At 66.1% G+C, this 25,618-nt stretch carries 20 protein-coding genes; 7 read left to right on the forward strand and 13 right to left on the reverse strand.

The window, feature by feature from the left end; translation table 11 throughout:
- Nucleotides 1-157: 157 nt before the first annotated feature.
- Nucleotides 158-1,159 carry a LacI family DNA-binding transcriptional regulator gene (locus CJ014_RS24905; RefSeq protein WP_100083216.1) on the reverse strand — a complete coding sequence of 334 codons (1,002 nt, stop codon included), beginning with the start codon at nucleotides 1,157-1,159 and terminating at the stop codon, nucleotides 158-160.
- A 289-nt stretch (nucleotides 1,160-1,448) separates the two neighbouring features.
- On the opposite strand from CJ014_RS24905, the gene CJ014_RS24910 reads away from it, so the two are divergent.
- Complete coding sequence (locus tag CJ014_RS24910; RefSeq protein ID WP_245427635.1) at nucleotides 1,449-1,718, forward strand: PepSY domain-containing protein; 270 nt, start codon at nucleotides 1,449-1,451, stop codon at nucleotides 1,716-1,718.
- A gap of 45 nt (nucleotides 1,719-1,763) precedes the next feature.
- Here the strand turns inward: CJ014_RS24910 and CJ014_RS24915 are convergent, their stop codons facing one another.
- Nucleotides 1,764-2,057 carry a DUF2934 domain-containing protein gene (locus CJ014_RS24915; protein WP_100083218.1) on the reverse strand — a complete coding sequence of 98 codons (294 nt, stop codon included), beginning with the start codon at nucleotides 2,055-2,057 and terminating at the stop codon, nucleotides 1,764-1,766.
- 122 nt (nucleotides 2,058-2,179) lie between these two features.
- Nucleotides 2,180-3,199: a substrate-binding domain-containing protein gene (locus CJ014_RS24920; protein WP_100083219.1), complete on the reverse strand. Its 1,020-nt coding sequence runs from the start codon at nucleotides 3,197-3,199 to the stop codon at nucleotides 2,180-2,182.
- Between the two features lie 295 nt (nucleotides 3,200-3,494).
- On the opposite strand from CJ014_RS24920, the gene CJ014_RS24925 reads away from it, so the two are divergent.
- Together CJ014_RS24925 and pgmB are read left to right on the forward strand one after the other, a co-directional pair.
- Nucleotides 3,495-4,652, forward strand: a complete 1,158-nt coding sequence (locus CJ014_RS24925) for an amidase family protein (RefSeq protein WP_165790982.1) — start codon at nucleotides 3,495-3,497, stop codon at nucleotides 4,650-4,652.
- Nucleotides 4,653-4,735: 83 nt separating this feature from the next.
- Nucleotides 4,736-7,732, forward strand: a complete 2,997-nt coding sequence (gene pgmB, locus CJ014_RS24930; protein ID WP_207765859.1) for a beta-phosphoglucomutase — start codon at nucleotides 4,736-4,738, stop codon at nucleotides 7,730-7,732.
- A gap of 54 nt (nucleotides 7,733-7,786) precedes the next feature.
- On the opposite strand, the gene CJ014_RS24935 is transcribed toward pgmB, so the two are convergent.
- The 5 genes from CJ014_RS24935 to CJ014_RS24950 form a co-directional block, all read right to left on the reverse strand.
- Nucleotides 7,787-9,268 (reverse strand): sensor histidine kinase, encoded by a 1,482-nt coding sequence (locus CJ014_RS24935; protein ID WP_207765860.1) that lies wholly within the window; start codon nucleotides 9,266-9,268, stop codon nucleotides 7,787-7,789.
- Nucleotides 9,265-9,549, reverse strand: a complete 285-nt coding sequence (locus tag CJ014_RS24940) for a circadian clock KaiB family protein (RefSeq protein ID WP_425351957.1) — start codon at nucleotides 9,547-9,549, stop codon at nucleotides 9,265-9,267. Before CJ014_RS24940 ends, CJ014_RS24935 begins: the two co-directional genes overlap by 4 nt.
- 9 nt (nucleotides 9,550-9,558) lie before the next feature.
- Complete coding sequence (gene kaiC, locus CJ014_RS24945; RefSeq protein ID WP_100083221.1) at nucleotides 9,559-11,253, reverse strand: circadian clock protein KaiC; 1,695 nt, start codon at nucleotides 11,251-11,253, stop codon at nucleotides 9,559-9,561.
- 305 nt (nucleotides 11,254-11,558) lie between these two features.
- Entirely contained in the window at nucleotides 11,559-11,732 is a 174-nt protein-coding gene (locus CJ014_RS27970) for a hypothetical protein (RefSeq protein WP_165790985.1), read from the reverse strand.
- A gap of 55 nt (nucleotides 11,733-11,787) precedes the next feature.
- Nucleotides 11,788-12,801, reverse strand: coding sequence for a LysR family transcriptional regulator (locus tag CJ014_RS24950; protein ID WP_100083222.1), 1,014 nt, complete (start codon nucleotides 12,799-12,801; stop codon nucleotides 11,788-11,790).
- A 293-nt stretch (nucleotides 12,802-13,094) separates the two neighbouring features.
- On the opposite strand from CJ014_RS24950, the gene CJ014_RS24955 reads away from it, so the two are divergent.
- Both CJ014_RS24955 and CJ014_RS24960 read left to right on the forward strand, forming a co-directional pair.
- Complete coding sequence (locus tag CJ014_RS24955) at nucleotides 13,095-14,144, forward strand: GNAT family N-acetyltransferase (protein WP_100083223.1); 1,050 nt, start codon at nucleotides 13,095-13,097, stop codon at nucleotides 14,142-14,144.
- Complete coding sequence (locus CJ014_RS24960) at nucleotides 14,141-14,380, forward strand: hypothetical protein (protein WP_100083224.1); 240 nt, start codon at nucleotides 14,141-14,143, stop codon at nucleotides 14,378-14,380. Before CJ014_RS24955 ends, CJ014_RS24960 begins: the two co-directional genes overlap by 4 nt.
- A gap of 112 nt (nucleotides 14,381-14,492) precedes the next feature.
- Here CJ014_RS24960 and CJ014_RS24965 read toward each other — a convergent pair whose 3' ends face one another.
- From CJ014_RS24965 to CJ014_RS24985, 5 genes are all read right to left on the reverse strand, one after another.
- The gene (locus tag CJ014_RS24965; protein WP_100083225.1) at nucleotides 14,493-14,924 is read right to left on the reverse strand and encodes a helix-turn-helix domain-containing protein; all 432 of its coding nucleotides are present in this window, start codon (nucleotides 14,922-14,924) and stop codon (nucleotides 14,493-14,495) included.
- A gap of 283 nt (nucleotides 14,925-15,207) precedes the next feature.
- On the reverse strand, nucleotides 15,208-16,338 hold the full coding sequence (locus CJ014_RS24970; RefSeq protein WP_245427638.1) for a glycoside hydrolase family 130 protein: 1,131 nt from the start codon (nucleotides 16,336-16,338) through the stop codon (nucleotides 15,208-15,210).
- Nucleotides 16,339-16,478: 140 nt separating this feature from the next.
- Nucleotides 16,479-18,770 (reverse strand): glycosyltransferase, encoded by a 2,292-nt coding sequence (locus CJ014_RS24975; RefSeq protein ID WP_100083227.1) that lies wholly within the window; start codon nucleotides 18,768-18,770, stop codon nucleotides 16,479-16,481.
- 543 nt (nucleotides 18,771-19,313) lie between these two features.
- Entirely contained in the window at nucleotides 19,314-20,276 is a 963-nt protein-coding gene (locus CJ014_RS24980; protein ID WP_100083228.1) for a sugar phosphate isomerase/epimerase family protein, read from the reverse strand.
- A gap of 21 nt (nucleotides 20,277-20,297) precedes the next feature.
- Entirely contained in the window at nucleotides 20,298-21,302 is a 1,005-nt protein-coding gene (locus CJ014_RS24985; protein WP_165790986.1) for a Gfo/Idh/MocA family protein, read from the reverse strand.
- A gap of 239 nt (nucleotides 21,303-21,541) precedes the next feature.
- On the opposite strand from CJ014_RS24985, the gene CJ014_RS24995 reads away from it, so the two are divergent.
- Entirely contained in the window at nucleotides 21,542-22,546 is a 1,005-nt protein-coding gene (locus tag CJ014_RS24995) for a LacI family DNA-binding transcriptional regulator (RefSeq protein ID WP_165790987.1), read from the forward strand.
- 333 nt (nucleotides 22,547-22,879) lie between these two features.
- The gene (locus CJ014_RS25000; RefSeq protein ID WP_165790988.1) at nucleotides 22,880-25,267 is read left to right on the forward strand and encodes a methyl-accepting chemotaxis protein; all 2,388 of its coding nucleotides are present in this window, start codon (nucleotides 22,880-22,882) and stop codon (nucleotides 25,265-25,267) included.
- The last annotated feature ends 351 nt before the right edge of the window (nucleotides 25,268-25,618 follow it).

Consider the following 25,618-nt stretch of genomic DNA (forward strand, 5'->3'; position numbering starts at 1 on the left):
GTGTCCTCCACCTTGTTGTTCTTTCCGGCTCGACGCGCTTGCTGGCTCGACCTTGTCGATCGCGTGATCCGGCTCCTTTCCGGCCGGTAGGAACCGGCCGCCTCCCGCGGGCATGGCCGGGCGGGCAATTCTGCGCTCGGGCGCCGCCGGCCTCTCCTCAGGCGGACGCGCGCTCGACGAGCTGAAAGCGGACCTCCTCCGTCGTCCCATGCGGCGGCCGCAGGCCGCGCAGCCGCTCGAGAAGCGCCTCGGCCGCCCGTTCGCCCATCCTTGCCTGGAACTGGCTGACGGTGGTCAGCGGCGGCGACACGAGGCTGGCCGGCGAGATGTCGTCGAAGCCGACCACGGCGACGTCGTCGGGAATCCTGAGCTGCCGGTCGCGCAACGCGCGCATGACGCCGATCGCCATCAGGTCGTTGGCGGCGAAGATGGCGGTCGGCCGGTAGCCGTTTTCGAGGATCGACTGCGCGGCGGCGAAACCGGCCTCTTCGCTGAAGGCGTCGGTGATGGTGACCGACGGCTCCATGCCGGCCGCCGCCATCGCCTCGCGGTAGCCGTCGACCCGCACGCGCTGCGGACCGCCGGTGCCGGCCAGCATGGCGATGCGGCGATGGCCGCGGCCGATGAGGTAGTCGACGACGGCGCGCGCGGCTTCGCGGCTGTCGACGAAGATGTCGTCGATGGCGATGTCGCCGCCTTTCTTGCGCGCCGACTCGATGCGCACCACCGGTACGCCGGCTTCGACAAGCGAGCGGAAATCGGCCGCCCTGAGGGTGAAGAACACGCCGATGACGCCGTCAACCCGCCCCTGATGCGCCCAGTCGAGAAAATGCCGCTCGCGGGCCGGATCGCCGTCGGTGTTGACGGTAATCACGTCATAGGCGCCTTCCTGCGCCACGGCCTGCACGCCGCGGATCAGCACCGGATAGAAGGGGTTGGTGATGTCCGGCACGATGCAGGCGATGGTCATCGTCCGCCGCGTCTTGAGCGCCTGCGCGAACCGGTTGGGCGCATAGCCGAGTGTCCTGGCCGCCTCGGTAATGCGCGCCCACGTGTCGGAGGACACCGTGGGGACGCCCGCACCGCTCAGCACCATGGATACGGCCGCCTGCGAGACGCCCGCCAGCTTGGCGACGTCTTTCTGCGTAGGACGCTTCATGGGTCAGTTTCCGCCCGTCGTTTTATTATACGTATTAGTGATACGAATAACTCGACCTGCGGAAACCGTCAAGCCGTCGCACGCCGATTCCCCGTGAAGAGGGCTTCCCGATCGGATGCCGATCGCTCGGCGCGGGGCCGGCGCGGGCGAAAATCCGCCAATTTCCGGATCGTCCGTTCCCGCGCAAACATCGAGCGGCCCGCGGGGGAACAATCCCCGCCGCGCGGCGTTGGAGGCCATTCATGCAAATCGCGGAAGACAGACGTCGAAAGGACAGGCGATGAAAACGATGGCCGCGATAGGGGGCTTGGCGCTCTCGACCTTGCTTGCGTCGGCCGAGTTGCCTCGGGCGCAGGAACCGACGGGCACCAAGGCGCCACGGACCGGGGAGAACAGCTTTACCGAAGGCCAGGCCAAGGCCTGGCTCGAGAACGCCGGCTACACGCATGTAGCCGGTCTCGTTCTCGGCTCGGATGGGGTGTGGCGCGCCAGCGCCCGGCTGAAGGGCGTGCCGGCCCTCGTTCGTCTCGACTATCAGGGCAATATCACCGAGCACTGACGCTTTGGCCGGCGTGGGCGTCGGGTCATGCGGTCAACGGCCGGATCAGTTGTTCGCCGGGGGTGTCGAAGGCGGCTCGCCGCGCTCCGCCCGATGGGGAGTCTGCAGCTCGCCCTGATCGGTGAGCGTCGGAAACTCGCCGGTGTTCTCGACGGCTTCGATCGGCTCCGGATCCGTGCCGGTATCGATCGGCAGATAGGTGCTTTCCTGGTTTTCCTCGATCGCCAGGCTTTCCTTGGCGGTGAACCAGTGCTGCTCGGCGCGGCCCTCGGGCCGGCCTTCCTCTTCCCAAAGCTGATAGGCGCGCGCCCGGATCTCGTCTTCGCGGTCGGCTTCCATTGTCGTTTCCTTTCATATCTCTCGAAGCAACGCGAGAAATGGACGGGCGGTTCCTGGCGACGCGAGGAAGCGCGACGGTGGGAAGCATTTTGACGCGGGTGAGGATGCGGCTCCGGCGGCCTTCAGGCGCCGGCGGGCGGCCTGGTGCTGTCGCGGAAGATCAGGTCGACCGGCCAGACTTCCTGGCAACGGGCCGGATCCTTGCCGTCGATAAGGTCGGCGACGATCTCCGCGATGCGCTCGCCGGCCCGGTGGATCGACGAGAAGGTGGTGGTGAGCGGCGGATGGTGGGCCTCCGGCCGGATCGAGGTGATGCCGTCGTCATGGGCGATCACCGAGATGTCGGAGCCGATCGTCAGCCCGCGGTCGCGGATGGCGCGGCAGGCGCCCATGGCCGAAAAAATGCTGGAGCAGATCACGGCGGTGGGCGGCGTCGCGTTTGCCAGCATGCCGGCGGTCAGCCGGTAGCCGGCCTCGTCGGTCATGATGTCGGAGCCGTTGAGCGTGTCCGGCGCCGACAGGCCGGCCCGCAGGAGGGCGGAGCGCCAGCCGGCTTCGCGGTCGACGGCAAACGCCTGGCGTCTGTCGCCGTTGACGAGGCCGATGCGGCGGTGACCGAGGCTGATCAGCAGCTCGGCAGCCTGCCGGAACGCCCCTTCGTTGTCGATGTCGAGGAAAGCGTAGGGACGCGGCGACCTGGTGCGGCCGTGCACGACGCAAGGAATGCCCAGCCTGTCGAGCAACGGCAGGCGCGGATCCTCGACGAGCGGACTCGACAGCACGACGGCATCGACCGAGCCCCGCTGGGCAAGGCGCCGGTAGCTCGCCTCGGCGCTGTCCAGGCTGGCGCTGACCAGGATGTCCGTCTGCCGGCGGGCGGCGCTGTTGGTGAGGCCGGACAGGAAGTCGGTGAACAGCGGGTCGAGCAGCGGGTCGTTGCCGGAGGGAAAGACGATGCCGATCGCCCCGGAGTGACCGGTCGCCAGCCGGTGGGCGCTGGCATTCGGCGAATAGTCGAAACGCCGCGCGGCGGCGAGCACCCGTTCCCGCGTATCCGGGCTGACGTCCTGGTAGCCGTTCAGGGCGCGGCTGACCGTGCTCTGGGAAAGCCCGAGATGACGCGCCAGTTCCTTGAGGTTCATGACCGGGCCGATACCATGGGAAACAGGGCGCCTGTATAGCGCCGGCTCACCGGTTTGTACAGCTTGCCTTCATTGGCAAAAGCGCTTTCACTGCGGGATGAACGATTTTTATACGGAATGGAATACGAGAAGAACTCATGAAAGCTATGAGGGTTTTTGCCGATACGTTGGTCCGGCCGCTCGACATGCGGAAAAGATAAAAACATTGACAGCCGGACAGCGCCGATGTTACCAGCCCAAAAGCGCTTTTGGTAGGGGCCGATTGGCAAACGGGCAGTATAGAGGGGGAGTACCGATGAGCGCCTCCTTGTTGACGCTGGGCGGCCTGCGCGCGCGCTTCGGGCGGGAGCCGGAATGCCTTCTCGACGTCGCCGACGATATCGCCGCTCGCTTTGCCACGTCCGGTGACGCCTGCGTCCGAGCTCCTCTGGAGGAAGCCGCCCGCGATCTTCTCGCCCGCTGTCCGGAACCGTCGGACCTGCCGCTCTGGGGCGTGCCCTATGTGGTCGGCGCCAATGTCGATGTCGTCGGCCTGCCCACCTCGATGGGCGTGCCTGCCCTGGACTTTCAGCCGGATTGCGACGCCGTCGTCGTCGAGCGATTGCGGGCCGCCGGCGCCCTCCTGGTCGGCAAGGTGCCGGTCGATCCTGTCGGCCCCGAGGCCTCGGCCGGCGCCGCCGCCTCGGTTGCCGCCGGTCTCGCGGCTTTCGGCATTGCGAACGATCGGGGCACTGCTTCCGCGGCCGCCCGGTTCGGCGTTGCCGCCATCGAACCGACACGGGGACTTGTCTCGACGGAAGGATTGTTCGCCATCGCTCCGGAGCTGGATGGCATCGCCATTTTTGCGGCCGATGTCACTGGTGGGACGATAGTCCGTTGCTTCATCGAAAAGGCCAGCGGGATCGATGAGCGTTTGATACCGCCGGCGCGTCTCGGCCTGTTCGGCGACAGTGCCTCCCTCCCGGCCCGTGACGTCGCAAATCGGCTCGGCCTGTCGACGGTCACGGCCGATGACGCCCCCTTTGCCGAGTTCGCCGCGCTCATGGACGACGATGTCTGGCTTGCTCCGCGGCTCGACGATATTGCCGTGATCTTCGCCGAACTGCCCGAGCTCTTCCCGCCTCATCTGCGCGGACGTCTGGCCAGGGCATTCGGCGGCTCGGTTTCGGCTCAAATGCGCGCGCAGCGCCGCCTTTCGAACCTCTGTCGGCGGATCGAAGCAGCCTTCGCTGGCTTTGATCTGCTGTTCATGCCGCCGGAAGCCAATCTCGACGGTTTCGTCAATGCCTGCGGACTGGCTGCCGTCATATTGCCGGATGGCGGAGCGCTGGTCGGCCGCGGTGGCGATGATGGCCGGCTGGCTGCCCTCGCTCCAGCCTTCGCCGCTCCGAACCATCCCACATCCACGCGGCCGATTGACATCCCTGCGCCATCGCCGTTGGCTCATCGATAACAGAGCCGAAGCTTGACGCGTCGTCGGCGACCGGGTCCGGACAGGACCGCCAGCCGATGCGCGCCCATTCCAAGGAGACCGAAGTGTCCGCGACCCTCTCCCAAACGCTCTCGTCGCTGCCCACCGACCCCTGGCGTCTGGTCGAAACCCGCTGGGAGGCCGACGCCAACCTCTTGCGCGAGACGCTGTTCGCCTTGGGCAACGGCCATATCGGCACGCGCGGCAGCCACGACGAGGCCTGGCTGGGCGACCCCGATGCCAGCATGGAAGGAACCTACGTCAACGGTTTCTACGACACCGAGGCGATCCGCTATCCCGAGAACGCCTACGGCTTCGCGCGCCTCAACGAGTTCATGCTCAACCTGCCCAACGCCAAGGGTGTCGAGGTCGCCATCGACGGCGAGCGCTTCAACCTCGCGTCAGGCGTGATCCTCGCCTACGAGCGCAGCCTCGACTTTCGCGAGGGCGTGCTGGTCCGCAGCGTGGAATGGAAGTCGCCGGCCGGCCGCCGGGTGCGCATCGTCTCGAAGCGCCTCGTCAGCCTCTCCCATGGCGCCATCCTCGCCCAGTCGGTCACGGTGACGCCGCTCGACGCCGCCGGCATCGAATTCGTCGCCAGCATCGACAGCGCGGTGCGGGGCGGCGAGGAGAGCTTCGACCCGCGCCTCGGCTCCGGCGCCTCCGCCCGGTCGCTTTCCACCGTCGAGACCGTCGTCGTCCCGGGGCGGTCGGCGCTGGTGTCGCGCACCCGCAACAGCGGCCTGACGCTCAGGATCGAGACGCTGGCCGGCCTGGCCGGCGGTGAGGCTGCCGACAGCGCGGCGTCCGAGCAGGACGGCGTGCTCGCCCAGCGCTTCCGCGTCACGACCGGGGCCGGCGAGGCGGTCACGCTCGAGAAGATGACGGCCATCGTCACCAGCCGCGATGCGCCGGCCTCCGAGCTCGCCGACCGGGCCGCCGAGGCGCTGCAAGCCGCCCGCGCCGTCGGCTTCGAGGGGCTGGCCGGCGAGCAGCGCGCCCGCCTCGCCGCCTTCTGGGAGAAGGCCGACATCGAGATCGAAGGCGACGACGCCCTGTCGCAGGGCCTGCACTTCAACCTCTACCACCTCTTCCAGTCGATCGGCCGCGACGGCCGCACCAACATCGCCGCCAAGGGCCTGACCGGCGAGGGCTACGAGGGCCATTCCTTCTGGGACACCGAGATCTACGTCCTGCCGGTGTTCCTGCGCACGCTGCCGGAGCTGGCGCGGGCCCTGATCAGCCATCGCATCGGCTATCTCGACAAGGCGCGGGCACGCGCCCGCGATCTCGGCCACGTCCGCGGCGCGCTCTACCCCTGGCGGACCATCACCGGCGAGGAATGCTCGGCCTATTTTCCGGCCGGCACGGCGCAATACCACATCAACGCCGACATCGCCTTCGCCATCGAGCAGTATGTCGAGGCCACCGGCGATCTCTCGCTGCTCGCCGATGGCGCGGCCGAGCTGGTGTTCGAGACGGCGCGCATCTGGGCCGATCTCGCCCATCCGGTCGGCGGCAGCTACCACATCGACGAGGTGACCGGGCCGGACGAATACACCGCCCTCGTCAACAACAACTTCTACACCAACGTGATGGCCAAGACCCATCTCGCCTTCGCCGTCGAGGTGGCCGGCTGGATGGGCCGGCAGAAGCCGGAGGCGTTCGCCGCTCTTTCGGAAAAGCTCGGCCTTGCCGACGATGAAGTCGGGCACTGGTCGGAGGTTTCGGACCGGCTGCGGCTGCCCTATGACGCGGCGCGCGGCATCCACGCCCAGGACGACGCCTTCCTTGCCCGCAAGGTCTGGGATTTTGCCGGCACGCCGGCCGAAAACTATCCGCTGCTGCTGCATTATCACCCGCTGGTGATCTACCGCCACCAGGTCTGCAAGCAGGCCGACGTGGTGCTCTCCCTGTTCCTGCGCGGCGACCTGTTCCCCAAGGCGGTGAAGCGGCGCGACTTCGACTATTACGAGGCCATCACCACCCACGATTCCTCGCTGTCCACCTGCATCCACTCGATCGTCGCCTCGGAAGTCGGGCTGCACGAGCGGGCCTATGAGTTCTTCATGGACACCGCCCGCATGGACATCGACAACACCCACGGCAACACCTTCCACGGCGTCCATACGGCGGCCATGGGCGGCACCTGGATGAGCCTGGTGCATGGCTTCGCCGGCCTCAGGGCGCGGAAAGGCGAACTGCATTTCGCCCCGTCGCTGCCGAAGGGCTGGAGCCGCTATCGCTTCCGCCTGGTCGATCACGGCCGGACGCTGGAGGTCGCGGTGGCGGCGGGCGGCGCCGAGTTCCGTCTCGTCGAGGGCGACGCCATCCGCCTGTTCCATCGGGGCGAGCCGATCGATCTTTCGGTGGCCGAGCCGGTGCGCTCCGTGCCTTTGCCGCGCCCCTTCGAGCGCAAGCCGTTCAAGGCCGTGGTGTTCGACCTCGACGGCGTCATCACCGACACCGCCCGCTTCCATCACCTCGCCTGGAAGCGGTTGGCCGACACGCTGAATATCGGCTTCGACGACGAGCTGGCCGAGAGCCTGAAGGGCATCGACCGCCGCATGTCGCTCAAGATGATCCTCGACAAGGGCGGCGTCGCGCTGGAACCGCCCGAATTCGATCGTCTCGCCGACATGAAGAACGTCTGGTACAAGGAGCTGATCGGCACCATGACGCGGGACGACCTGTTGCCGGGCGCCCTCGAGACGCTGGAGGCGGTGCGCGCCGCCGGCCTCAGGGTCGGTCTCGCCTCGGTCAGCCAGAATGCGCCGGCCATTCTCGAGCGGCTCGGCATCGCCGATCTGTTCGACGCGGTGGTCGACGCAAAGCTCCTCAAGCATGGCAAGCCGGATCCGGAGATCTTCCTGAAGGCGGCCTCCCAGCTTGGCGCCGCTCCGGCCGATTGCCTCGGCGTCGAGGACGCGGTGGCCGGCGTCGCCTCGATCAAGGGAGCCGGCATGGCGGCGCTCGGCATCGGCAGGCCTTCGGTGCTGGCCGACGCCGACGCGGTCATTGCCGGCTTGGACGACTTCGTGCTCGCCGATTATCTCGCCTGACGGCCTGTCGATCGGCGGGCCGGCGTGGTTGGCCGAGGCAAGTAAAATGCGGGCTCAGGCCACGTCGGAACTTGGAATCCGGATATGGCAAACCACGCCGGTCGGCTCGAATTCGAGCGTCGTGCCGCCATGCGGCGAATAGGAGAGGCTGCGGGCGATCACCGTATGACCGAAGCCTTTTCGCGAGAACGACTTGACGGGCGGTCCGCCCCGCTCCGTCCAGGTCACCTCGATGGAGGGCGAGTCCGTCCTGGGGTGGATTTCCAGATTGATGGCGCCCGTCTCCCCGGATAGCGCGCCATACTTGATGGCGTTGGTCGCCAGCTCGTGGAAGATCAGGCCGAGCGCAATGGCGGCGCGCGGATAGAGATTGAGATCGGGGCCGATGATATTGATGCGATCGCTGCCGGTCTCCGTGTAGGGCAGCACCTCGGCCCCGAAGATCTGACGCAGCGAAAGACTTTCCCACGAGGCGCCGGCAAGCAGGTTGTGAGTGGCTGCCAACGCTTCGATGCGCCCGCTGAACGCGCCCTGGAACCCCTCCAGCGTCTCCTCGCTGGCGGCGGTGCGCTTGCTGATCGACAGGACCAGCGCCAGGGTGTTCTTGACGCGATGGTCGAGCTCGCGCATCAGCAGATGCATCTGCCGCTCGTCCTTCTTCCGCTGGGACAGGTCCACCAGCGTCAGGACGCAGCCTTCCGGTTCGTCGTCCGAAATGTTGAGCGGGGCGGCGCTCACGAGAACGTCGTGGGCGCCCGGAGACATCGGAGCAAAGGCTTCTATGCTGCGCAGCGGCGTTCCGCCGAGGGACGACTCGACGAGTTCGCCGACCTCCAGGATGCCGGTCGCATCGGGAAACTTGAGAGGAATTGCCGTGTCCAGCCGGGCGCCGACCAGTTTTTCCGTCGATAGCGCCTCGGCGGCGAAGTTGGCATGCGTGATGGTGAGCGTGCGGTCGCAGACGATGACGGCCTCGTTCGCCGACGCGATGATGGCATTGGCGACCCGTTGTGCCCTTTCGGCGGTTTCGGCGCGAACGCGCTCGGTCAGGTCGGAAAACGTCACCGCGAAGCCTCGCACGGTTCCGAGATGCACCGGACGGGCGGAAACCAGATAGTTGCGTTCCACGCCCCGCTCGAGGAACGAGACCGACAAGGGCGCGGCCTCATGATCGTCGTGGCTGATCAGCTTGCCGACCATCTGGGCGGCCGACCCGGGAAGGATCTCGGAAAGGGATTTGCCTTTCAGCTGGTCCCAATCCTCGCAGAAAATCTGACGGAAGCGGGCATTGGCATAGAGAAGCCGGCCGGCGGAATCGACGGCGACGGCGCCTGGTTCCATGGCTTCCATGAAGTTGCGGAACGCCGACACGTCGTCGCCGATGACGAGGACTTCGTCTTGGCCTTCACCGCCGACCACCACGGCATCGACGCTGCCGTCACGGATTGCCGACAGCGTCTCTTCGGCTTCCGCCACGCGTTGCCGGAGGTCGTCGATGAGGCTCTGCAGCGCCTGCTCCTGGGAATCCCGCATCATTCGACCTTGAGATTGACGAGAACCTTCTGTTCGTCGGAAAGATCGCCGATAATCTTGCGAATGGGAATGGGCAGCTCCCTGACCAGGGTGGGAATCGCCACGATCTTGTGCTCGCGCGCGAGTTGCGGGTTCTTCTTGAGGTCGATGACCTCGATCCGGTATTTGCCCGGCAGGTGCTCCCGGCAGATGCGCTCGAGATTCGAAATGGCGGCCAGCGATTTGGGAGTTTCGCCGGCGACGTAGAGGATCAGCTTGCGCGTGGGTGCGTCTTCCGTCGACATCAACATTCCCTATCGTTTGCCGCGAGATTGGCGCATCTCGGCTTCGTCCGTCTCGATTTGAGTCCGGCGATCTGTTTCCGTTTCCACGAGTCCGCGCAGCTCCGCTTCGTCGGCTTCGAGCTCGGAACGCAGGATCTCGATCTGCGCCAGCGTGCGCCGGCGTCGCTGTTCGATCAGGTGTTGCGCCTTTTCGGCCTCGATCTCGCGCAGGCGCTCCTGCCGCCGCTCCTGGGCCTCCGCCACGCGTCGTGCGGCGCCGGTCAGGGCCTTGCCCTGTCCCATGTAGGGCAGCATGAGGCGAATGCCGTCGCTGTCCATCACGAATTCGCGGACCTGGTTGGAATGGCTGAGCCCACGCGCCTTCAGCAGATAGAGCTCGCGATTGAATTCACCATTGGACTCGCGGTTGAGCAGAAGGATCCAGGCGTCCATCAGGGACGACAGCCCGGAATCGGTCTCAATCACCGTCTGGCCGTTCTGGGTAAGGTGGGTGAGGACCCCGGTGATGCCTTCCGACTTCAGGAAGTCGACGATGCGCAGGAGCATGGCATGCACTTCCGACCGGTTTCCCGTTTCGGTGAAAGCGGAAAGCGGGTCGAGAACGAAGATGTCCGGCCGGAAGGCCATCGCCTCGCGCAGCATCAGGGCGAGGTGCATCTCGAGGCTGTAGAAGGTCGGCCGCGCCGCGACGTACTTCATCCGTCCCGCGGCGAGATGCTCGCCGAGATCGATGCCCAGCGACCGCATGTTGCGGACCGTCTGGTCCTCGGATTCCTCGAACGAAAAGAAGACCGCCCTCTGGCCCGCCTTGCAGGCCGTATCGACGAAGCTGGCCGCCAGCGACGATTTTCCCGAACCGGCAACGCCCGAGATGAGGATGCTCGATCCGCGATGGAAGCCTCCGCCGCCGATCATGGCATCGAGATCGTGCACTCCGGTGCTCACCCGTTCGTCCAGCACGCGGTGATTGAGGCCGAGCGAAGACACCGGCAGGACCGAGAAGCCGCCCTGATCGATCAGGAAAGGGTATTCGTTGGTGCCGTGGCTGGAACCACGATACTTGACGATTCTGAGCCGTCGCGTCGAGATCTGGTTCTGGACGCGATGGTCGAGCAGCAGGACGCAGTCCGAGACGTATTCTTCCAGCCCCTGCCGCGTCAGCGCTCCGTCGCCCCGCTCGCCGGTGATGACCGTCGTCAGGCCGCGATCCTTCAGCCAGTCGAATAGGCGACGGATTTCCGCGCGCAGCACCGCCTGGTTGGTGAAGGCCGAGAACAGGCTTTCGATCGTATCGAGCACCACGCGTTTCGCGCCGATCGTGTCGATGGCGAGTTCGAGACGCAGGAACAGGCCCTCGAGGTCGAAATCGCCGATTTCCGCCACTTCCGAGGGGTCGACGGCGATGTGCTCGATGATCACCTTCTCGGACTCGATGAGCGCCTCGAGGTCGAAGCCGAGCGACGCCACGTTGTCGACGATGTCGCTCGGGCGTTCCTCGAAGCTTACGAAGACGCCGGGCTCGCCGAGCTCGCGCGCGCCATGAACCAGGAAAGTGGCCGCGAAAAGGGTCTTTCCGCAGCCGGCGGTTCCGCACACCAGCGTCGGCCGCCCCGTGGGAAGTCCTCCCAGCGTGAGGTCGTCGAAGCCTGAAATGCCAGTTGGAGACTTGGCGATGGATTTCGTCGGGAGCCGACTATCAGACATATTTTACTCGCCGTAGGAAACGAAACGACACGTGATTTCCAATTCGTAAGGGCAAAACACGGGTTCGCTTCCCTGCGAATCGGCCTTGACAGTCAACAGGCCGTAACCTCGTCAAAAAGGATTTCCGGAAACGCTCGCCTTCCCGTCATGGTAGCGGCGATATGAGACTCCCAATCCTCGCTCTAGGGAATCGCGCTCTTATATTCAGAAATTCCTATATAGTCGAGGCCAAGATCGGGACTATTTATCTGTTCAACTCATATGAACGCAATCGGCTGCAGGTGGTTCCCACACCGGGTTCCTGCTTACGGGCGATCGGTTGACTCGCGTCCCGGCGGATGCCGCCGCTCCTTGTCCTGTTTGCGCAATTCCTCATCGACGGTCGTGAGGAGCATCACGAGCACCGAGGCCTCGAGGGCCTTCGCCGCCTCGATGAGGCCGGGCAGCTCGTGGCGGAGTGTCAACGCCTTTTCTTCCATCGCCGTTTCCCGCGGGGCTGCCGACGCGACAGATCATCGCCGTCGGTGTGGTCAGCTACAACTTATGCTCGTCCCGGAAGCCGGAAAAGAGGGTACCTAGTCCGCGCTGCGTCGCCAGGCGGTCGATTTCATCGGGAGACAGATATCCTTCCCCGAACCACGGGTACTTTTCCTGGTCGAAGGACGATTTGATCCAGTCGATGGCCTGCCGCATGTGGCGGAACTCGACGACGCTCGGGTGATAGCAGAGCCAGATATCCCGTTTCAGCGAAAATTCCCGGGCGACGTGATGCAGCTTGTGGGTCACAAGCCGGGCATAGGTCGGCAGCGCCGTCACGCCGGCCCCGTGGGTGGCCGCCAGCACCTGGGCCGAGGCGGTGTTGACCCGCAAGGCCACGAAGCTGCGGCTGTCGTCCTCCGGCAGTTCCTCCTTGAGCGCCCCGCTCTGGATCTGCGGCGCGTTGATCTCGATGAAGCGATGGCGGGGAATGTCCTGCGACGTTTCGATGATGCCGTGGCGGGAGATGTAGTCGGCGGCGGCGAACAGCACGATGTGAAGCCAGCCGAGGCGGACGACCTTCAGCCTCTCGTCGGCCGGCCGCTCAAGCTGCACCGCGATATCCACCTCAAGGCCCGACACGTCGGGCATGCGCATCTCGTTGCGAAAGTCGACCTGGATGCCGGGCGCCCGCTCGAACAGGTCGACCAGCCGCGGCACCAGCCAGAAGGCGCCGAGGCCCTCGGTCGCCCCCACCCGCACCGTCGCCCTGAGGCCGCGCTTGGACCGCGAGGACAGCCGCGCCAGGGCGCGCGCCTGCTCCAGCATCACCTGGGCGGTCTCCTCCACCTTGCGCCCTTCCTCGGTGAGTTCTACCCCCTTCGCCGAGCGGGTCAGCAGCACGGCATTGATCTTGTGCTCGAGCGTCTCGATTCGCCGGCGCAAGGCGTTGACCGATACGCCGCTTTCCAGGGATGCCGCCCGGAAGCTGGAAAGGCGTGCAACGAGCAGGAATACGCGCACGTCGTCCCAGTTGATGTCCAGTTCCGCTGCGCCGTCACCGTGTTCCATCTACCTCATCACCCTGCGTCAAAATCGGATGCACGGAACAGCTCCCGAGTTGGTTACGCTCAAACCTCGAATGAAAGGGGTCGTGGTCATCAAAGACGAGGAACAAGATGAATTCCCACACTCGAAATTACGAACAAGCACCCAATTACTATCCTTCTCGCCATATTGATCGTATCGATTACTCCAAGTATGGCCGCAACCTTTCCGTCTTCAGCCCTTCTGGCGAAATTATTGCAGATCTGCTGAGAAAAGCGACCCCCGAAATTCACGGTGTCGCCAGCCTCGAGACGGTGATGCGCATCTACCGGCGCAATCCCGACACTATCCTGGCCATCGGCCGGGGCCAATGGCGCGAACAGGCCGGCAACGGGCCGCTCGGCTTCGTCTGTCTTCTGCCGCTCAATCAGGACGGGCTCGATGCCCTGTTCGACGGCCGCATGGATACCGGCGCGCCCGAGGACCGCTTCATCGCCCGCCAGTGGGAACGGCCGGCCGCCATCTATTTCTGGGGCATCTATATCTCCCCGACCATCGCCGGCGGCATTTCGCTCGTGATGGAGCGCCTGACCTCGGACAAGTTCCGCGGCCTGCCGGTGTTCTGCAAGGCGGCCAACGACAAGGCCCGCCATCTCTTCGAGAGCATCGGCTTCACCATGGGCGCCCGGCACGGCGACATCTACGCTCCCGGCATCATGACCTGCCGGCGCCTGACGGACGCGGAGCGGCATGGCGAGGCCGATCTTCCGGCGGCTCCCTACGATACATGGCGCCCCGGCGTCCCCGGAACGGCCGGGCGGCGGAACGCGATCGGCATCACGGTTGTCCACGACGTCAACCAGCTGTTGATGGTCCACGCCATCAGGGCGGCGACCTATCTTGCCGAACAGTCCATTCCCTTCGCCGAGGACGTCGACGGCAACGACCTGACGGCGACGCATCTGCTCGGCTTCGTCGGCGACGAGCCCGCCGGTTGCCTGCGCATTCGCTACTTCGCCGGCTTCGTCAAGCTGGAGCGGCTGGCCGTGCTGCCGCGCTTCCGCAAGAGCCGGCTGGCCCTGAAGCTGGTGAAGGCCGGCATCGAGCTGTGCCGCACCAAGGGCTACACCCGCTTTTACGGCCAGACCGCGGCGAACATCGCCCCCATCTGGGAGCACTTCGGCTTCGTTCTGCGCCAAGGCGGCGGCATCAACTACCTGACGGACGAAACCTATTACGAGGCCGACCTCGTGGTGCCGCCGGCCGAGGACGCGCTGTCGCCGGATTCCGGCGCCGTGGTGCTCGTCCGCCCTGAAGGGCAGTGGGACCGGCCGGGCATCCTGGAAAGAATATCGGGTGATCAATGAGCAGTGATATCAAGGATCCCATGGCGGATGAGCAGACCTATGCCGGCGATGTCCATCGCCCGATGGACATCCGCGCCATGCTGACGATGATCGACTATCTGATGCCGCAGGCGCGCGAGGTGAGCGTCTCCGCCGCCCTTCTGCTCGGCCTGGCCAGCTCCGAACTGTCCGGCCTGCTGGCGTTGCAGATGGATTCCGACGTCATCGACCTCGACCAGCACCGCCGGCGTCACTGAACGGTTGCCGTTTGGAGCATCGGACTGAAAAGTGGACTCCGGTTTTCGGAAAATCCGATGCGCAAACAAAGATCTAGAGCGACGGCTCGGATATGTCCGGGCGCCCGTCGCTCTAGCCGTTCTGGCCGTTGCGCGACATGGAGACGACGAGGTCGAGCAGGTGCCGGCGCACCGCCGGATCGTTGATGCCCAGGAAGGCATTGTTGAGCTTGATGCCTTCCGAGCTCTTCACGAACTGGTCGAATGCGTCCGTCGCCGTGACGATCGCGCCGCTCGGCCCGCGCGCCTCGAGGGCTTCGAACACGGCCGTCTCGAAGAAGTAGCTGATCGGCACGCCGAGGTAGTTGGCGATTTCCAGCAGACGTCCGGCGCCGACGCGGGTCGCCCCCTTCTCGTATTTCTGGACCTGCTGGAAGGTCACGCCGAGCGCCGTCCCGAGCTTTTCCTGGGAGATGCCCAGGATCATGCGCCGCATGCGGATGCGGGCGCCGACATGCACGTCGGCGGGGTTCGGCACCTTTTTCTTGACGGCGTTAGGCTCCATTCATGGACTCCCTGTCAGCGTGAGCGGTCCGGAGGCGGATTCTGATTCACATGTTTACCATTGCCATGTGGGGCTCGCCATGGCGCGACTAGTCGTCAATGTTCTTTTACTTGGAACGGCGGCGCGTGCAAATGCGAGTAAATGCGGCTTGGTCGCTCGCCTGCCGCACCCTTCGGGTAACCGCCGGATTTCCGCAGCGGTCCGTCGCCGCCATCCGAAAAAGAAATGCGCCCAAGACGGGCGCATTCCATCTCATGTCGAAAGCTTCGGATCCTGAAGACGCTCAACCGAGCAGGGTCAGCAACTCCTCGATTTCGACGCTGGCGAACCCCACCGCGCTGTCGGCGATGCCATAGGGTATGAACAGCCGCCCGGCGTGGGCCAGCGCGCCGCATGTATAGACGACGTTGGGCACGTAACCTTCGCGCTCGGCGTCCGACGGCGACAGCAGCGGCACGCGCGAGCGGCCGAGCACGCGGGTCGGCTCCTCCTTGTCGAGCAGCATGGCGCCGATCGCGTATTTGCGCATCGGACCGACGCCGTGCGTCAGCACCAGCCATCCCTCGTCGAGTTCGATCGGCGAACCGCAGTTGCCGATCTGGATAAGCTCCCATGGATGGAGCGGCCCGGCAATCCGCTGGCCTTCGTCCCAGTGGAAGAGATCGTTGGAGCGGATCAGGAACAGGTTCTCGTTGTCCTGCCGTCCCAGCATGGCGTAGTCGTCGCCGATCTTGCGCGGAAACAGCGCCATGCCCTTGTTGCGGGCCGCCGGGCCCGACAAGGGTCTCAGCTCAAAGCGCCGGAAATCGCGGGTGATCAGGAATTCCGAAGCGATCGACTGACCGCTGAAGGCGGTATAGGTGCCGTACCAGAGCGGCCCGTCGTCGGGATCGTCGAAGTAGACGAGACGCAGGTCCTCGAGGCCGTTGCGCTGCGCCGAGGTAACCGGCAGCAACACGGTCTCGTCGAGCGGCCCGTCGCCCTCGCGGACGGCCCACACCCTTCCGTCCGCCCCCACCTCCGGCCGCGAGGCGACGGCGAACGGACTATCCTCGGTGAGCCGCAGTTCACCCTGGTCGGAGAGGATACCTTCGCGGAAGGTGATGGAGGATATGTGTCCCTCGCCGACCGCCCTGAGCGACAGCAGGAAGCGCATCTCGCTCGGTGCCAGGCCGGACTGGTCGGGGTGCGGCACGACGCTGGGGTTCATCAGCGCGGCTGCCTCGAAGGAGTATTCGTGGCAGAAATAGGCGCCGATCAACAGGCGCTCGGCATCACGCAACGGCTCGACGAGACCCAGGTCCGCGGCGATGCCGGCATAGCGCTCCTCGAAGAAGTGGCGCACCTCGCGGTGCCGGTTCTCGAAGTCGGCCATGACCAGCGACAGCTCGGCCTGGACGGTACGGTTGTCCATGGCCTGGACGGTCTCGACGATCCGTCGCGCTCGCACCTGCGAGGCGGGGTTTAGTCCTCTGGGTTCTCCCGCCAACTGGAAATTCCGAATGACCACCCGGCTGGCGTCGGGATAAAGGCGTTGAGGCAACAACTGCAACGTCATTGGCCGGCCCTCGCCACAACCATCCGGTCACCGCGGCTGTGTGCGAGTCTTTGCAATTGTCTTATCGAACGCACCGAGAACTGGAAGGCAAGGATCGACTCGGCGCCCTGGTTCAGGTTGACGCGGTCGACTTGCAAGCCGTCATAGCAGCCGCCGTTCGGGGTCGCGAGCCGCAGTCCCAGGTCGTTGCGGCCGTGGAACCAGTCGAACGCCGCCTCGGCGTAGCGCTGCCAGCGGCTGTCGCCCGTCATCTCGAATGCCACCGCCGACGCTTCGATCATCGCCCAGGCATCGACCGGCTGCTGGTCGAAGGGCAGGGGACGGCTGTAGACCTTGCCGAAGCTCTCGGTGCCGACGGGTCGGAAATGGCCGTCGGTGTCGGTCTGGAGCTCGGCCAGCCACTCGAGCGCCGCGATGCCGTCGCGGATCATATCGTCCTGGCCGAGGCGCTGGCCGGCCCGGATCAGCGCTTCCGGCAGGCGCGCGTTGTCGTAGGCGAGCACCGGCTCGAACCACAGCCAGTCGGGCCTCCGCTGTTCGCGCAACTGCTGGTGCAATTGGGCGGCGAAGGTGTCGAGCAACTGCCGCGCCGGCCGATGGCCCGGATAGACCGACAGCCAACTGACGAGGCCCAGGATCGTGAAGGCCTTCGAACGGGGGCTGGTAAGGTGGGCGCTGGCCGGAATCACCCGGTCGGCGAGGCCGGTGACCCAGAGCTTGAGCCCATGGTCGTCGGTATTCGCAACCACCCGGCCGAGCGCCCAGACGGCCCGGCCGTGGCTGTCCTGCGAGCCGATGTCCTCCAGCCAGTTGCGCTGGTAGCCCATGAAATTGCGGAAGGCGGCGCGGTCCTCGTCCCAGGCCGAATCCACGAAGGCGGCGCAGATGTCGGCGATGCGGGTCGCGCGGTCGGTTTCGATGCCTTCCGCCTTCAGCTCCACGGCGAGCATCATGGCGCGAGCGTTGTCGTCGAGGCAGTAGCCATGGCGGCGGTCGGGAATGGTCGAGCGGCTATGCTGCAGCATGCCGCAGCCGTCCGTCATCCGGTCGACCGCCGCCAGCGTGGAAACCAGCGGAAACCGCCGACCGGTTCTGAGGTTGCTGACCGGCGCCGGCACCCGGCTGCCGGAGCGGGCCTCGGCGAGCAGGTCGAGATAGGAGCGTCCCACCACGGGCCAGATCATCTGCCGCCCGAGGTCGTAGGCCTTGCTGCGCAGGCGGTCGCGGCGACCGCTGTCGGTGAGAAGATCGCCGATGGTCGACGCCAGCGCCTTCGGATCGCCAAACGGCACCAGCGCGCCGGCGTCGTTGGCCAGCAGCTCCTTGGCGTGCCAATAGGGAGTGGACACCACGGCCTTGCCGAGACCCACGGCGTAGGACAGCGTACCGGACGTGATCTGCGCCTCGTGCAGATAGGGCGTCACGTAGATATCGGCCGCCGAAAGCCAGTCCTTCAGGATAGGCGCATCGACATATTCATTGACGAACATCAGATGGTCGGCGACGCCGAGCGCCTCCGCCTGGGCCTGCAGCTTTTCGCGATAGGCCTCGCCCTCGCGGGCGACCAGATGCGGATGCGTCGCGCCCAGCACCACGTAGACCAGGTCCGGATGCGCCCGTACGAGCTCCGGCAAGGCATCGATCATGTTCTCGATGCCCTTGTTGGGCGACAGCAGCCCGAAGGTCAGCACCACCTTACGGCCGTCGAGGCCGAAGCTGTGTTTCTGGAAGGCCGGGTCGAGGAACGGCACGTCCGGGATACCATGCGGGATGACGGTGATCTTGTCGTCGGGGAAGTTCCAGTCGCGGGTCAGGATGGTGCGCCCCATCTCGGTCATCACCACCAGCCGGGCCGAATGCTCGGCAAGCCGCTCCATCACCCGGCGCTGGTCGGGGGTCGGATCGACCAGCACCGTGTGCAGCGTCGTCACGATCGGCGCGCGCAGCCGTTCGGTCAGCTTGAGAAGGTACTCGCCCGCCTCGCCGCCGAAAATGCCGAATTCGTGCTGGATCGACACGGCGTCGGGGTTGAGCGCATTGATATGGTCGGCCGCCGCCGCATAGTCGTCGGCTTCATGCTGGCTGATCTCATAGCCGACCGCCGGCGGATAGGCGTGCTTCTGCCCTTCGTCCGTCACGGCGACCGTGCTGATCCTGAGGTCGCTGTCCGTGGTGGCGAGCGCTTCGCGCAGGTCGGCCGTGAAGGTGGCGATGCCGCACTTGCGGGGTGGAAAATTCCCGATCAAGGTCACGTGGCTTACGGGCGGGGTGAGATTGTCGCTGGTCATCGAGGCCTCCGAAATCTGCGTTTCATCCACGATACGGCGCGGATCGGCGTGCAAACGAATGAAGAAAGCTGAGCTGAGACTTGACCCGGCTCTGTTGCGTCTTGATCGGCATCGGTTCGGTATCCCAAACGGATGGTATCTAAGTCTTTGTAGTCACGGGAAAACGCGTAATCGGCCATTCCGAGATAGGAAAAGGCATACGAGTTTCAAGTGACCGGACGCCGGGAGCCATCGTGCATCGGCCGCATCGACGTTCGGCTGGCTCCCCGCACTCCATGCGTATACGTCAAACGCCGATGGGCCCGGTTGGTTCCAGGCGACAGGTCGTTTTCAGGCTTCGCGGCCGCATCGGCCGCTGTCCGGAGGCCAAGGCCAAGCCTCCGCCGTCGCGAAAACGGCGGTGCTTCAGGAGCGATGTTTGATGGCTCGGCCGATGAAGCCCTATAGCATTTTCGAGCGAAGCGGACGCCGGTTCGCGTGAAGAAGATGCGTTAACTCAAGAAGATAGGGTATTGCCGCATTTCCATGAAACACGGCAATGCTCTAGACGGGCTGTGGCACGAAGTCGCCCGGCTCGACCGGCATCACCGCTTTCAACAGCTTGACCGACCGGTCGACGCCTTCGACGCGCGACAGCAGCATGTCCTCGTGTTCGATCGACAGCCAGCCCTCGTAGCCGACCATGCGCAGGCGATAGCAGAAGGCCCGCCACCAGCTCTCGTCGTGGCCGTAGCCGAGCGTGATGTAGCTCCAGGCCCGCGCCGGAATGTCGGCCAGCGAGCCGTTCTCCAGCCGGCCGACCGTCGCGGCGCGCGGCGCGTTGATAAAGGCATCCTTGGCGTGGACGTGGTGGATCGCCGCGCCGAGGGCGTCGACGGCGGCGATCGGATCGGCGCCCATCCACATCAGGTGGCTCGGATCGAGATTGGCGCCGACCGTCGGACCGACGGCCGCCCTCAGGCGCAGCAGCGTCGGCACGTTGTAGACGAGCTGGTTGCCGTGCAGTTCCAGCGCCAGCCGCTCGACGCCGTTGGCGGCGGCGTGCGCCACGAGATCCTGCCAATAGGGAACGAGCTTCTCCTGCCACTGCCAGGCGAGGATCTCCTGCGTCTCCGGCGGCCAGGAGGAGACGATCCAGTTGGGCCAGCGGTCATCAGGGCCGCCGCCGGGCAGGCCGGACATCATCACCACCGTCCTGAGGCCGAACGCGCCGGCGAGGCGGATGGTGTCGTAGGTGATGGCCGACTGGCGGGCACCGTCGACCGGATGCAGGGGATTGCCGCTGCAGTTGAGCGCCACCAGTTCGAGGCCGCGGCGGTCGATCTCGTCCCGGAATTGACGGCGGGCGGCGGCGCTTTCCAAGAGGCCGGCGAGGTCGATGTGGGGCGCCGACGACCAGTTGCCGGTGGCGATCTCCACGCCCTCGATGCCGAGCGTCTTCGCCGCGTCCAGCATGTCGGGAAACGGCAGGTGGGCGAGGCTGTCCGAGACCAGGCCGATCTTCATGGCAATCTCCCGGGAAACGCTTCAGGCGCGGGTGGCGTAGAACATCGGCCGTTCGCCGGCATCGACGGTCTCGACGTTGCCGCCGGCGAGCGCCTTCAGCGCGGCCTCCGCCGTCGCCGCCGCCACGTAGCCGTCCCAGGCGCTGGCGCCCAGGAAACGGCCGCCGTTCAGCGCCACCACGAAGTCGCGCAACTGATAGCGGTAGGCGTCGGCAAAGCGGCCCCGCCAGTCCGGCTCGACGCCGTATCCGTCGAGGCCGCCATGGCGCCGGCTGACCGGCGGATGCGGGTCGAGCGAAAGCGTGCCGTCCTCGCAGACCAGTTCTCCCTGCACGTCGTAGCCGTACTGGGCGTCGAGGAAGGCCTCGACCGAGACGATGACGCCGCTCGCGCTCTCGAGGATCATCATCAGCGGCCGGCGATTGGCGGCGCGGCGTGAGGGGCGGGCGGCGATCACCCGGACGCGGGCGTGGTCCTCGCCGAGCACGAAACGGGAAATGTCGATTTCGTGGACGCAGGAATTGGCCAGAACCAGGTCGGACGTCACGTAGTCGGGGCCAACGGCGTTGCGGTGCACGCAGTGCAGGAACAGTGGCCGGCCATGCGTTTCCTCCGCCACCGCCGCGCGCAACGCCCGGTATCCGGGATCGAAACGCCGCATGAAGCCCACCTGCACCAGCGGCCGGCCGGCGGCGATTTCCGCCGCCACCACCGCCCGCGCCTCGTCGAGGCTCGCCGCCATCGGCTTCTCGCAGAGCACCGGCTTGCCGGCGGCGATCGCCGCCAGCGTCAGCGGCGCGTGCGTCCGGTCGGGCGACGCGATGATCAGCGCGTCGACGCCCCGGTCGGCGACCAGCGCCTCGGCGGTGGAATGGACGCGGCAGTTTCCGTCGGCGACGGCCGCGGCGCGGCCGGTGTCCATGTCTTGCACGGCGACGAGTTCGGCCCCGGCGATGTCCGACCTCAGGATGCGGGCATGGTCGGCCCCCATGATGCCGCAACCGATGAGGCCAAAGCGGATGGTCATATTGTTCCTCCCGGCGCGTCGTCCTCGGCGGCGTGCCCGTTGATCGGATCGATAGTGATCGCGCGATGGTGTCCCGGCAAGCAAATTTTGCATTCGATTGCAAAATTCTCGGTGGGAAGGCCGGCCTTGCGGTATATTTGGCGAAACGGCATCGCATGGCCGTTGCGGCGCGTCGTCCGGCGGATATCATCGTGGCGCGGGAGCGAGGCTTGAGGATGGCGATGACGGGCGACAGATCAATGTGTCGGGTGACCGCCGGCGACGTGGCGCGGGCGGCCGGCGTGTCCGAATCGGCGGTATCGCGCACCTTCACGCCCGGCGCCAGCGCATCGGCCAGAACGCGCGAGCGGGTGCTGAAGGCGGCAGAGCAGCTTGGGTATCGTCCCAATTTCATCGCGCGCAGCCTTAGGGCGCGCCGGACCAACCTGGTCGGCGTTCTCATAACCGATTTCGAGAATCCCTGGCCGCAGATGGCTCTCCGGCACCTGGTGTCGGCGCTGCAGGCCAGGGGCTTCCACGCCCTGCTGTTCGACGTCGAGGACGCCGACAGCCTCGCCGGCATCGTCCCGCTGGTGCTGCAATATCAGGTGGACGGGTTGATCGTCGGCGCCGCCGACGTTTCGGCCGCCATCGTCGAGACCTGTTCGGCGACCGGCACGCCCATCGTCGCCTTCGGTCGCCATGGCCGGCGGCGGCTCGGCATCTCCTCGGTAGCCTCCGACGACGCGGCGGCCGGCGCCGGAGTGGCCGATCTGTTGTTCGAGCGCGGCTACCGCCGGTTCGCCTATGTGGCCGGCGAGGGCGGCAGCCTCACCTGGAACAGCCGCGGCCGGGGCTTCGTCCGCCGGGCGGCGGCGCTCGGGCTCGATCCGGTGCAGCGCCATCTCTCCGGCGAAACCTCCTACGAGGCGGGCGGTCGCGCGGCGGCGCGCCTGCTCGGGCGGCTGCCGCGGCCCGATGCCGTTTTCTGCCAGAACGACGTGCTGGCGCTGGGCTTTCTGGACGGCGCGCGGGACGATTTCGGTCTCAATGTCCCGGCTGATCTGGCCGTCGTCGGCTTCGACGACATTCCCGCCGCCGGCCACCGCCCCTACCGGCTCACCACGGTGCGCCAGCCGGTCGACGCAATGATGGACGCTACGGCGGAGCTGCTTGCCCGCCGGCTCGAGGAAGCGGCCGGTCAAGGCGAGGAGCGGCTGTTGCCGACTCGCCTCGTCGAACGGGCCACCGTCCGGCCGGGCTGATTTCACCGCCGGCTTATCCGTTTCGCGCCAATAAAAAATCGCTCCATGCAGGTTTTCGGCGAGGCGCTTCGCCGCATGGGATGCCGGCGCGGCCATAGCCAGCGCGCAAGATAACCATTGGGAAACCGTTGGCGTCTAGAGTGGCGCAAGGATGGAATGAAAATATTGAATTTGTCCGCGTACGAATCATGCGTTCCTGAATGCGGGTGATCGTCCGGTTCGCCCTCAGAGGAACGGGCACCGGACGTGTGGACGGCTATGGCGCGACCGGATCGGCGAGGAAGCCGGCTCGGTCGGATGGCGTATGTCCGGTCGAAATACGAGGGGGAGATCATGAAGCGAAGGGAAGCGCTTGCCAGGCAGTCCATCACGCGAAAGATCAGTGCGAGCCTTGTCCTGCTGGCATTGCTGGCGGCCGTGGTGGGCGCTGCCGGCGCCTTCGGCCTCAGCCGGCTGGGGCTTGCGGTCGACCTGACGTCGCGCTCGGCCACCGCCGTCGCCGACGTCGGCGCGGCGGGCGACGCGGTCAACCGCTTCATCCTGACGCGGGATCCCGATGCGGCCAAAAGGGCGAGCGAGCTGCTCGACCGGGTGAACGCCGACATCGCCGGCCTGGGGGCGGCGGATGATCCGACGCTGAAGCCGGTGAACGCGGCGATCGGAGCGTTCCGGCAGTCGATCGACGCGCTCGTCAACGCCTCAACCGACATCGCGACGGCCTGGGCCAGCGTCGACAAGTCGGTTTCGTCCTTGCAGTGGGTCGCCCACAAGCTGCAATCGGACGCCAAGATGAAGTCGCAGGAGATGGAGCAACTCGCCGCGACCGAGCAGGCGAAAGTGCGCGAGGCTTCGGAATTCCTGGCGCTCGCCTATCAGGGGCAGGTCCTGGCCGTCAAAGCCAGGACATCGCTGGTCCGATACACCGCGAGCCGCGACGGCGCCGACATTGCGGTCGCCAAGACGGCGATCGATCAGGCGAAGGCGGCGATCGGCAGCATCTACAATTTCGCCAGCTCGGACGCCATCGGCGATCAGATGCGTCTTGCCTCCAAGCCGATCAACGAGCTTGCCAAGCTGATGGCGAAGATGACGACGGCAACCGACCCGACCGAGATCGAAGGACTGCGGCTGCAGGTCGATGCCGGCATCGATTCCTTCGTGACGGGAACCGAAGCCATCGTCTCCGCCGCCCGCGACCTCGGCAAGGCGTCGCAGGAGGCCGCCCAGCAGGCCGCCGACGACAAGACCAAGGCCAACACCACCTTCGATCAAGGGATTTCCCTGAGCTATACGGCGGACGGCCTCACCATCCAGACGGCCGGCTACAAGCTGGATCCGACCGACGACAACCAGGCCAACGTCCAGACCATGCTCGGCACGGCGATCGAGACCGGCAAGTCGATCGCGGCGAGCGGGCTCGCCGATCCCTCCGCCGATATCCAGAGTTTCGGCACCGCCTTCGCCGATCTGGTGAAGGGCACCAAGGCCTTTGCGGCCGCGCGGGAGGCCTCGGTGCAGCATTCGGCCGCCGCGGTGGCGGCCATCCGGTCGGTCAGCGACCAGCACGCGGCGTCGGCGGTTGAGAGCCGAACCTCTTCCTATGCTCTGATGGCGGTGATCACCGCCGCGACGCTTCTGCTCGCTTTCGCGGTCAGCATCGGCATGTCGAGGCTGGTATCGCGGCCGATCGTCTCGCTCACCAAGGCGATGGCGCGTCTTGCAACGGGCGATACCGACGTCGATCTCGGCGGCAATCGCCGGCGGGACGAGATCGGCGACATGCTGCGCGCCGTGCAGGTCTTCCGCGACAACGCCATCGAGCGCCACCGCCTCGCCTCGGAGGCGGAAGCCGAACAGGAAAGGCGCGCCGCCCGGCAGGAGGCGATCGAAGTCCTCATCCAGGATTTCCGCAAGGAGATCGCCGCCATGCTGACCTCGGTGTCCAGCAATGCCGACCAGATGGAAGAGACGGCGCGCGCGCTGGCCTCGATCGCCGAACAGGCGAGTTCGCGCGCCACCGGCGCCGCCGAGGCATCGGGCGATGCATCGGTCGGCGTCCAGACCGTGGCGGCGGCGGCCGAGGAGCTTTCGGCCTCCATCGCCGAGATCGCCCGCCAGACCGAAAATGCCACCCAGGTGGCCCGCCGGGCCTCCGAGGAGGCACGGCGCACCGACGCGACCATCGTCAGCCTCGCCGAGGCGGCGGATCGGATCGGCAATGTCGTGACGCTGATCAAGGCGATCGCCGAGCAGACCAACCTCCTGGCGCTCAACGCCACCATCGAAGCGGCGCGCGCCGGCGAGGCGGGCAAAGGCTTCGCCGTCGTCGCCTCGGAGGTGAAGAACCTGGCGGGCCAGACGGCCAAGGCCACCGAGGAGATCGCCACCCAGATCGCCGCCATTCAGGTTTCCACCTCCGAGGCGGTCACGGCCATCCGCTCGATTTCCGATATCATGGTCGACGTCGACCGCACGACGATGATCATCTCGAGCGCCGTCACCGAGCAGGGAACGGCCACGTCGGAGATTTCCAGCAATGCCCAGCGCGCCGCCGCCGGCACGCGCTCGGCCACCGAGGAGACCGAGGCGCTGACCCACGTGGTCGGTGAAACGTCGCAATCGGCATCGGCCGTTTCGGCCGCGTCCAACGACATGAACGAGCAGGCCGGCCGCCTGCGGACGGCGGTGGAAGGTTTCATAAACCGCGTCATGGCGGCGTAAGAAGAGAGCCAACTCCCGGGAAGAACGAAAGCCGCTTCGGTTGGAGCGGCTTTCGTTTTCTGTCGAACGCTGCCGCGAGACGCCTTGGCTCCGGAAAGAAAAAGCCGGCCCCGAGAGGGGGCCGGCCAGCGCCGGAGGAGAGGCGCTTGTTCGGACGCGGCGGGTGGAGCCGCCGTTGCCCTTGTGTTCTCTGGGTTCAGCTTCTGGTCAGGGTACCGTCCCAGGTGCTGACGGCCTTCTTGGCGTCTTCCTCGGAGAACCAGACCGAGGTGACCGACTTGGTCTCGGTGAAGAAGGCGACGCCATCCTTGCCGAGCGTATGCAGGTCGCCGAAGAACGACTGCTTGTGGC

The organism is Pleomorphomonas carboxyditropha, assembly GCF_002770725.1.
Taxonomy (GTDB): domain Bacteria; phylum Pseudomonadota; class Alphaproteobacteria; order Rhizobiales; family Pleomorphomonadaceae; genus Pleomorphomonas; species Pleomorphomonas carboxyditropha.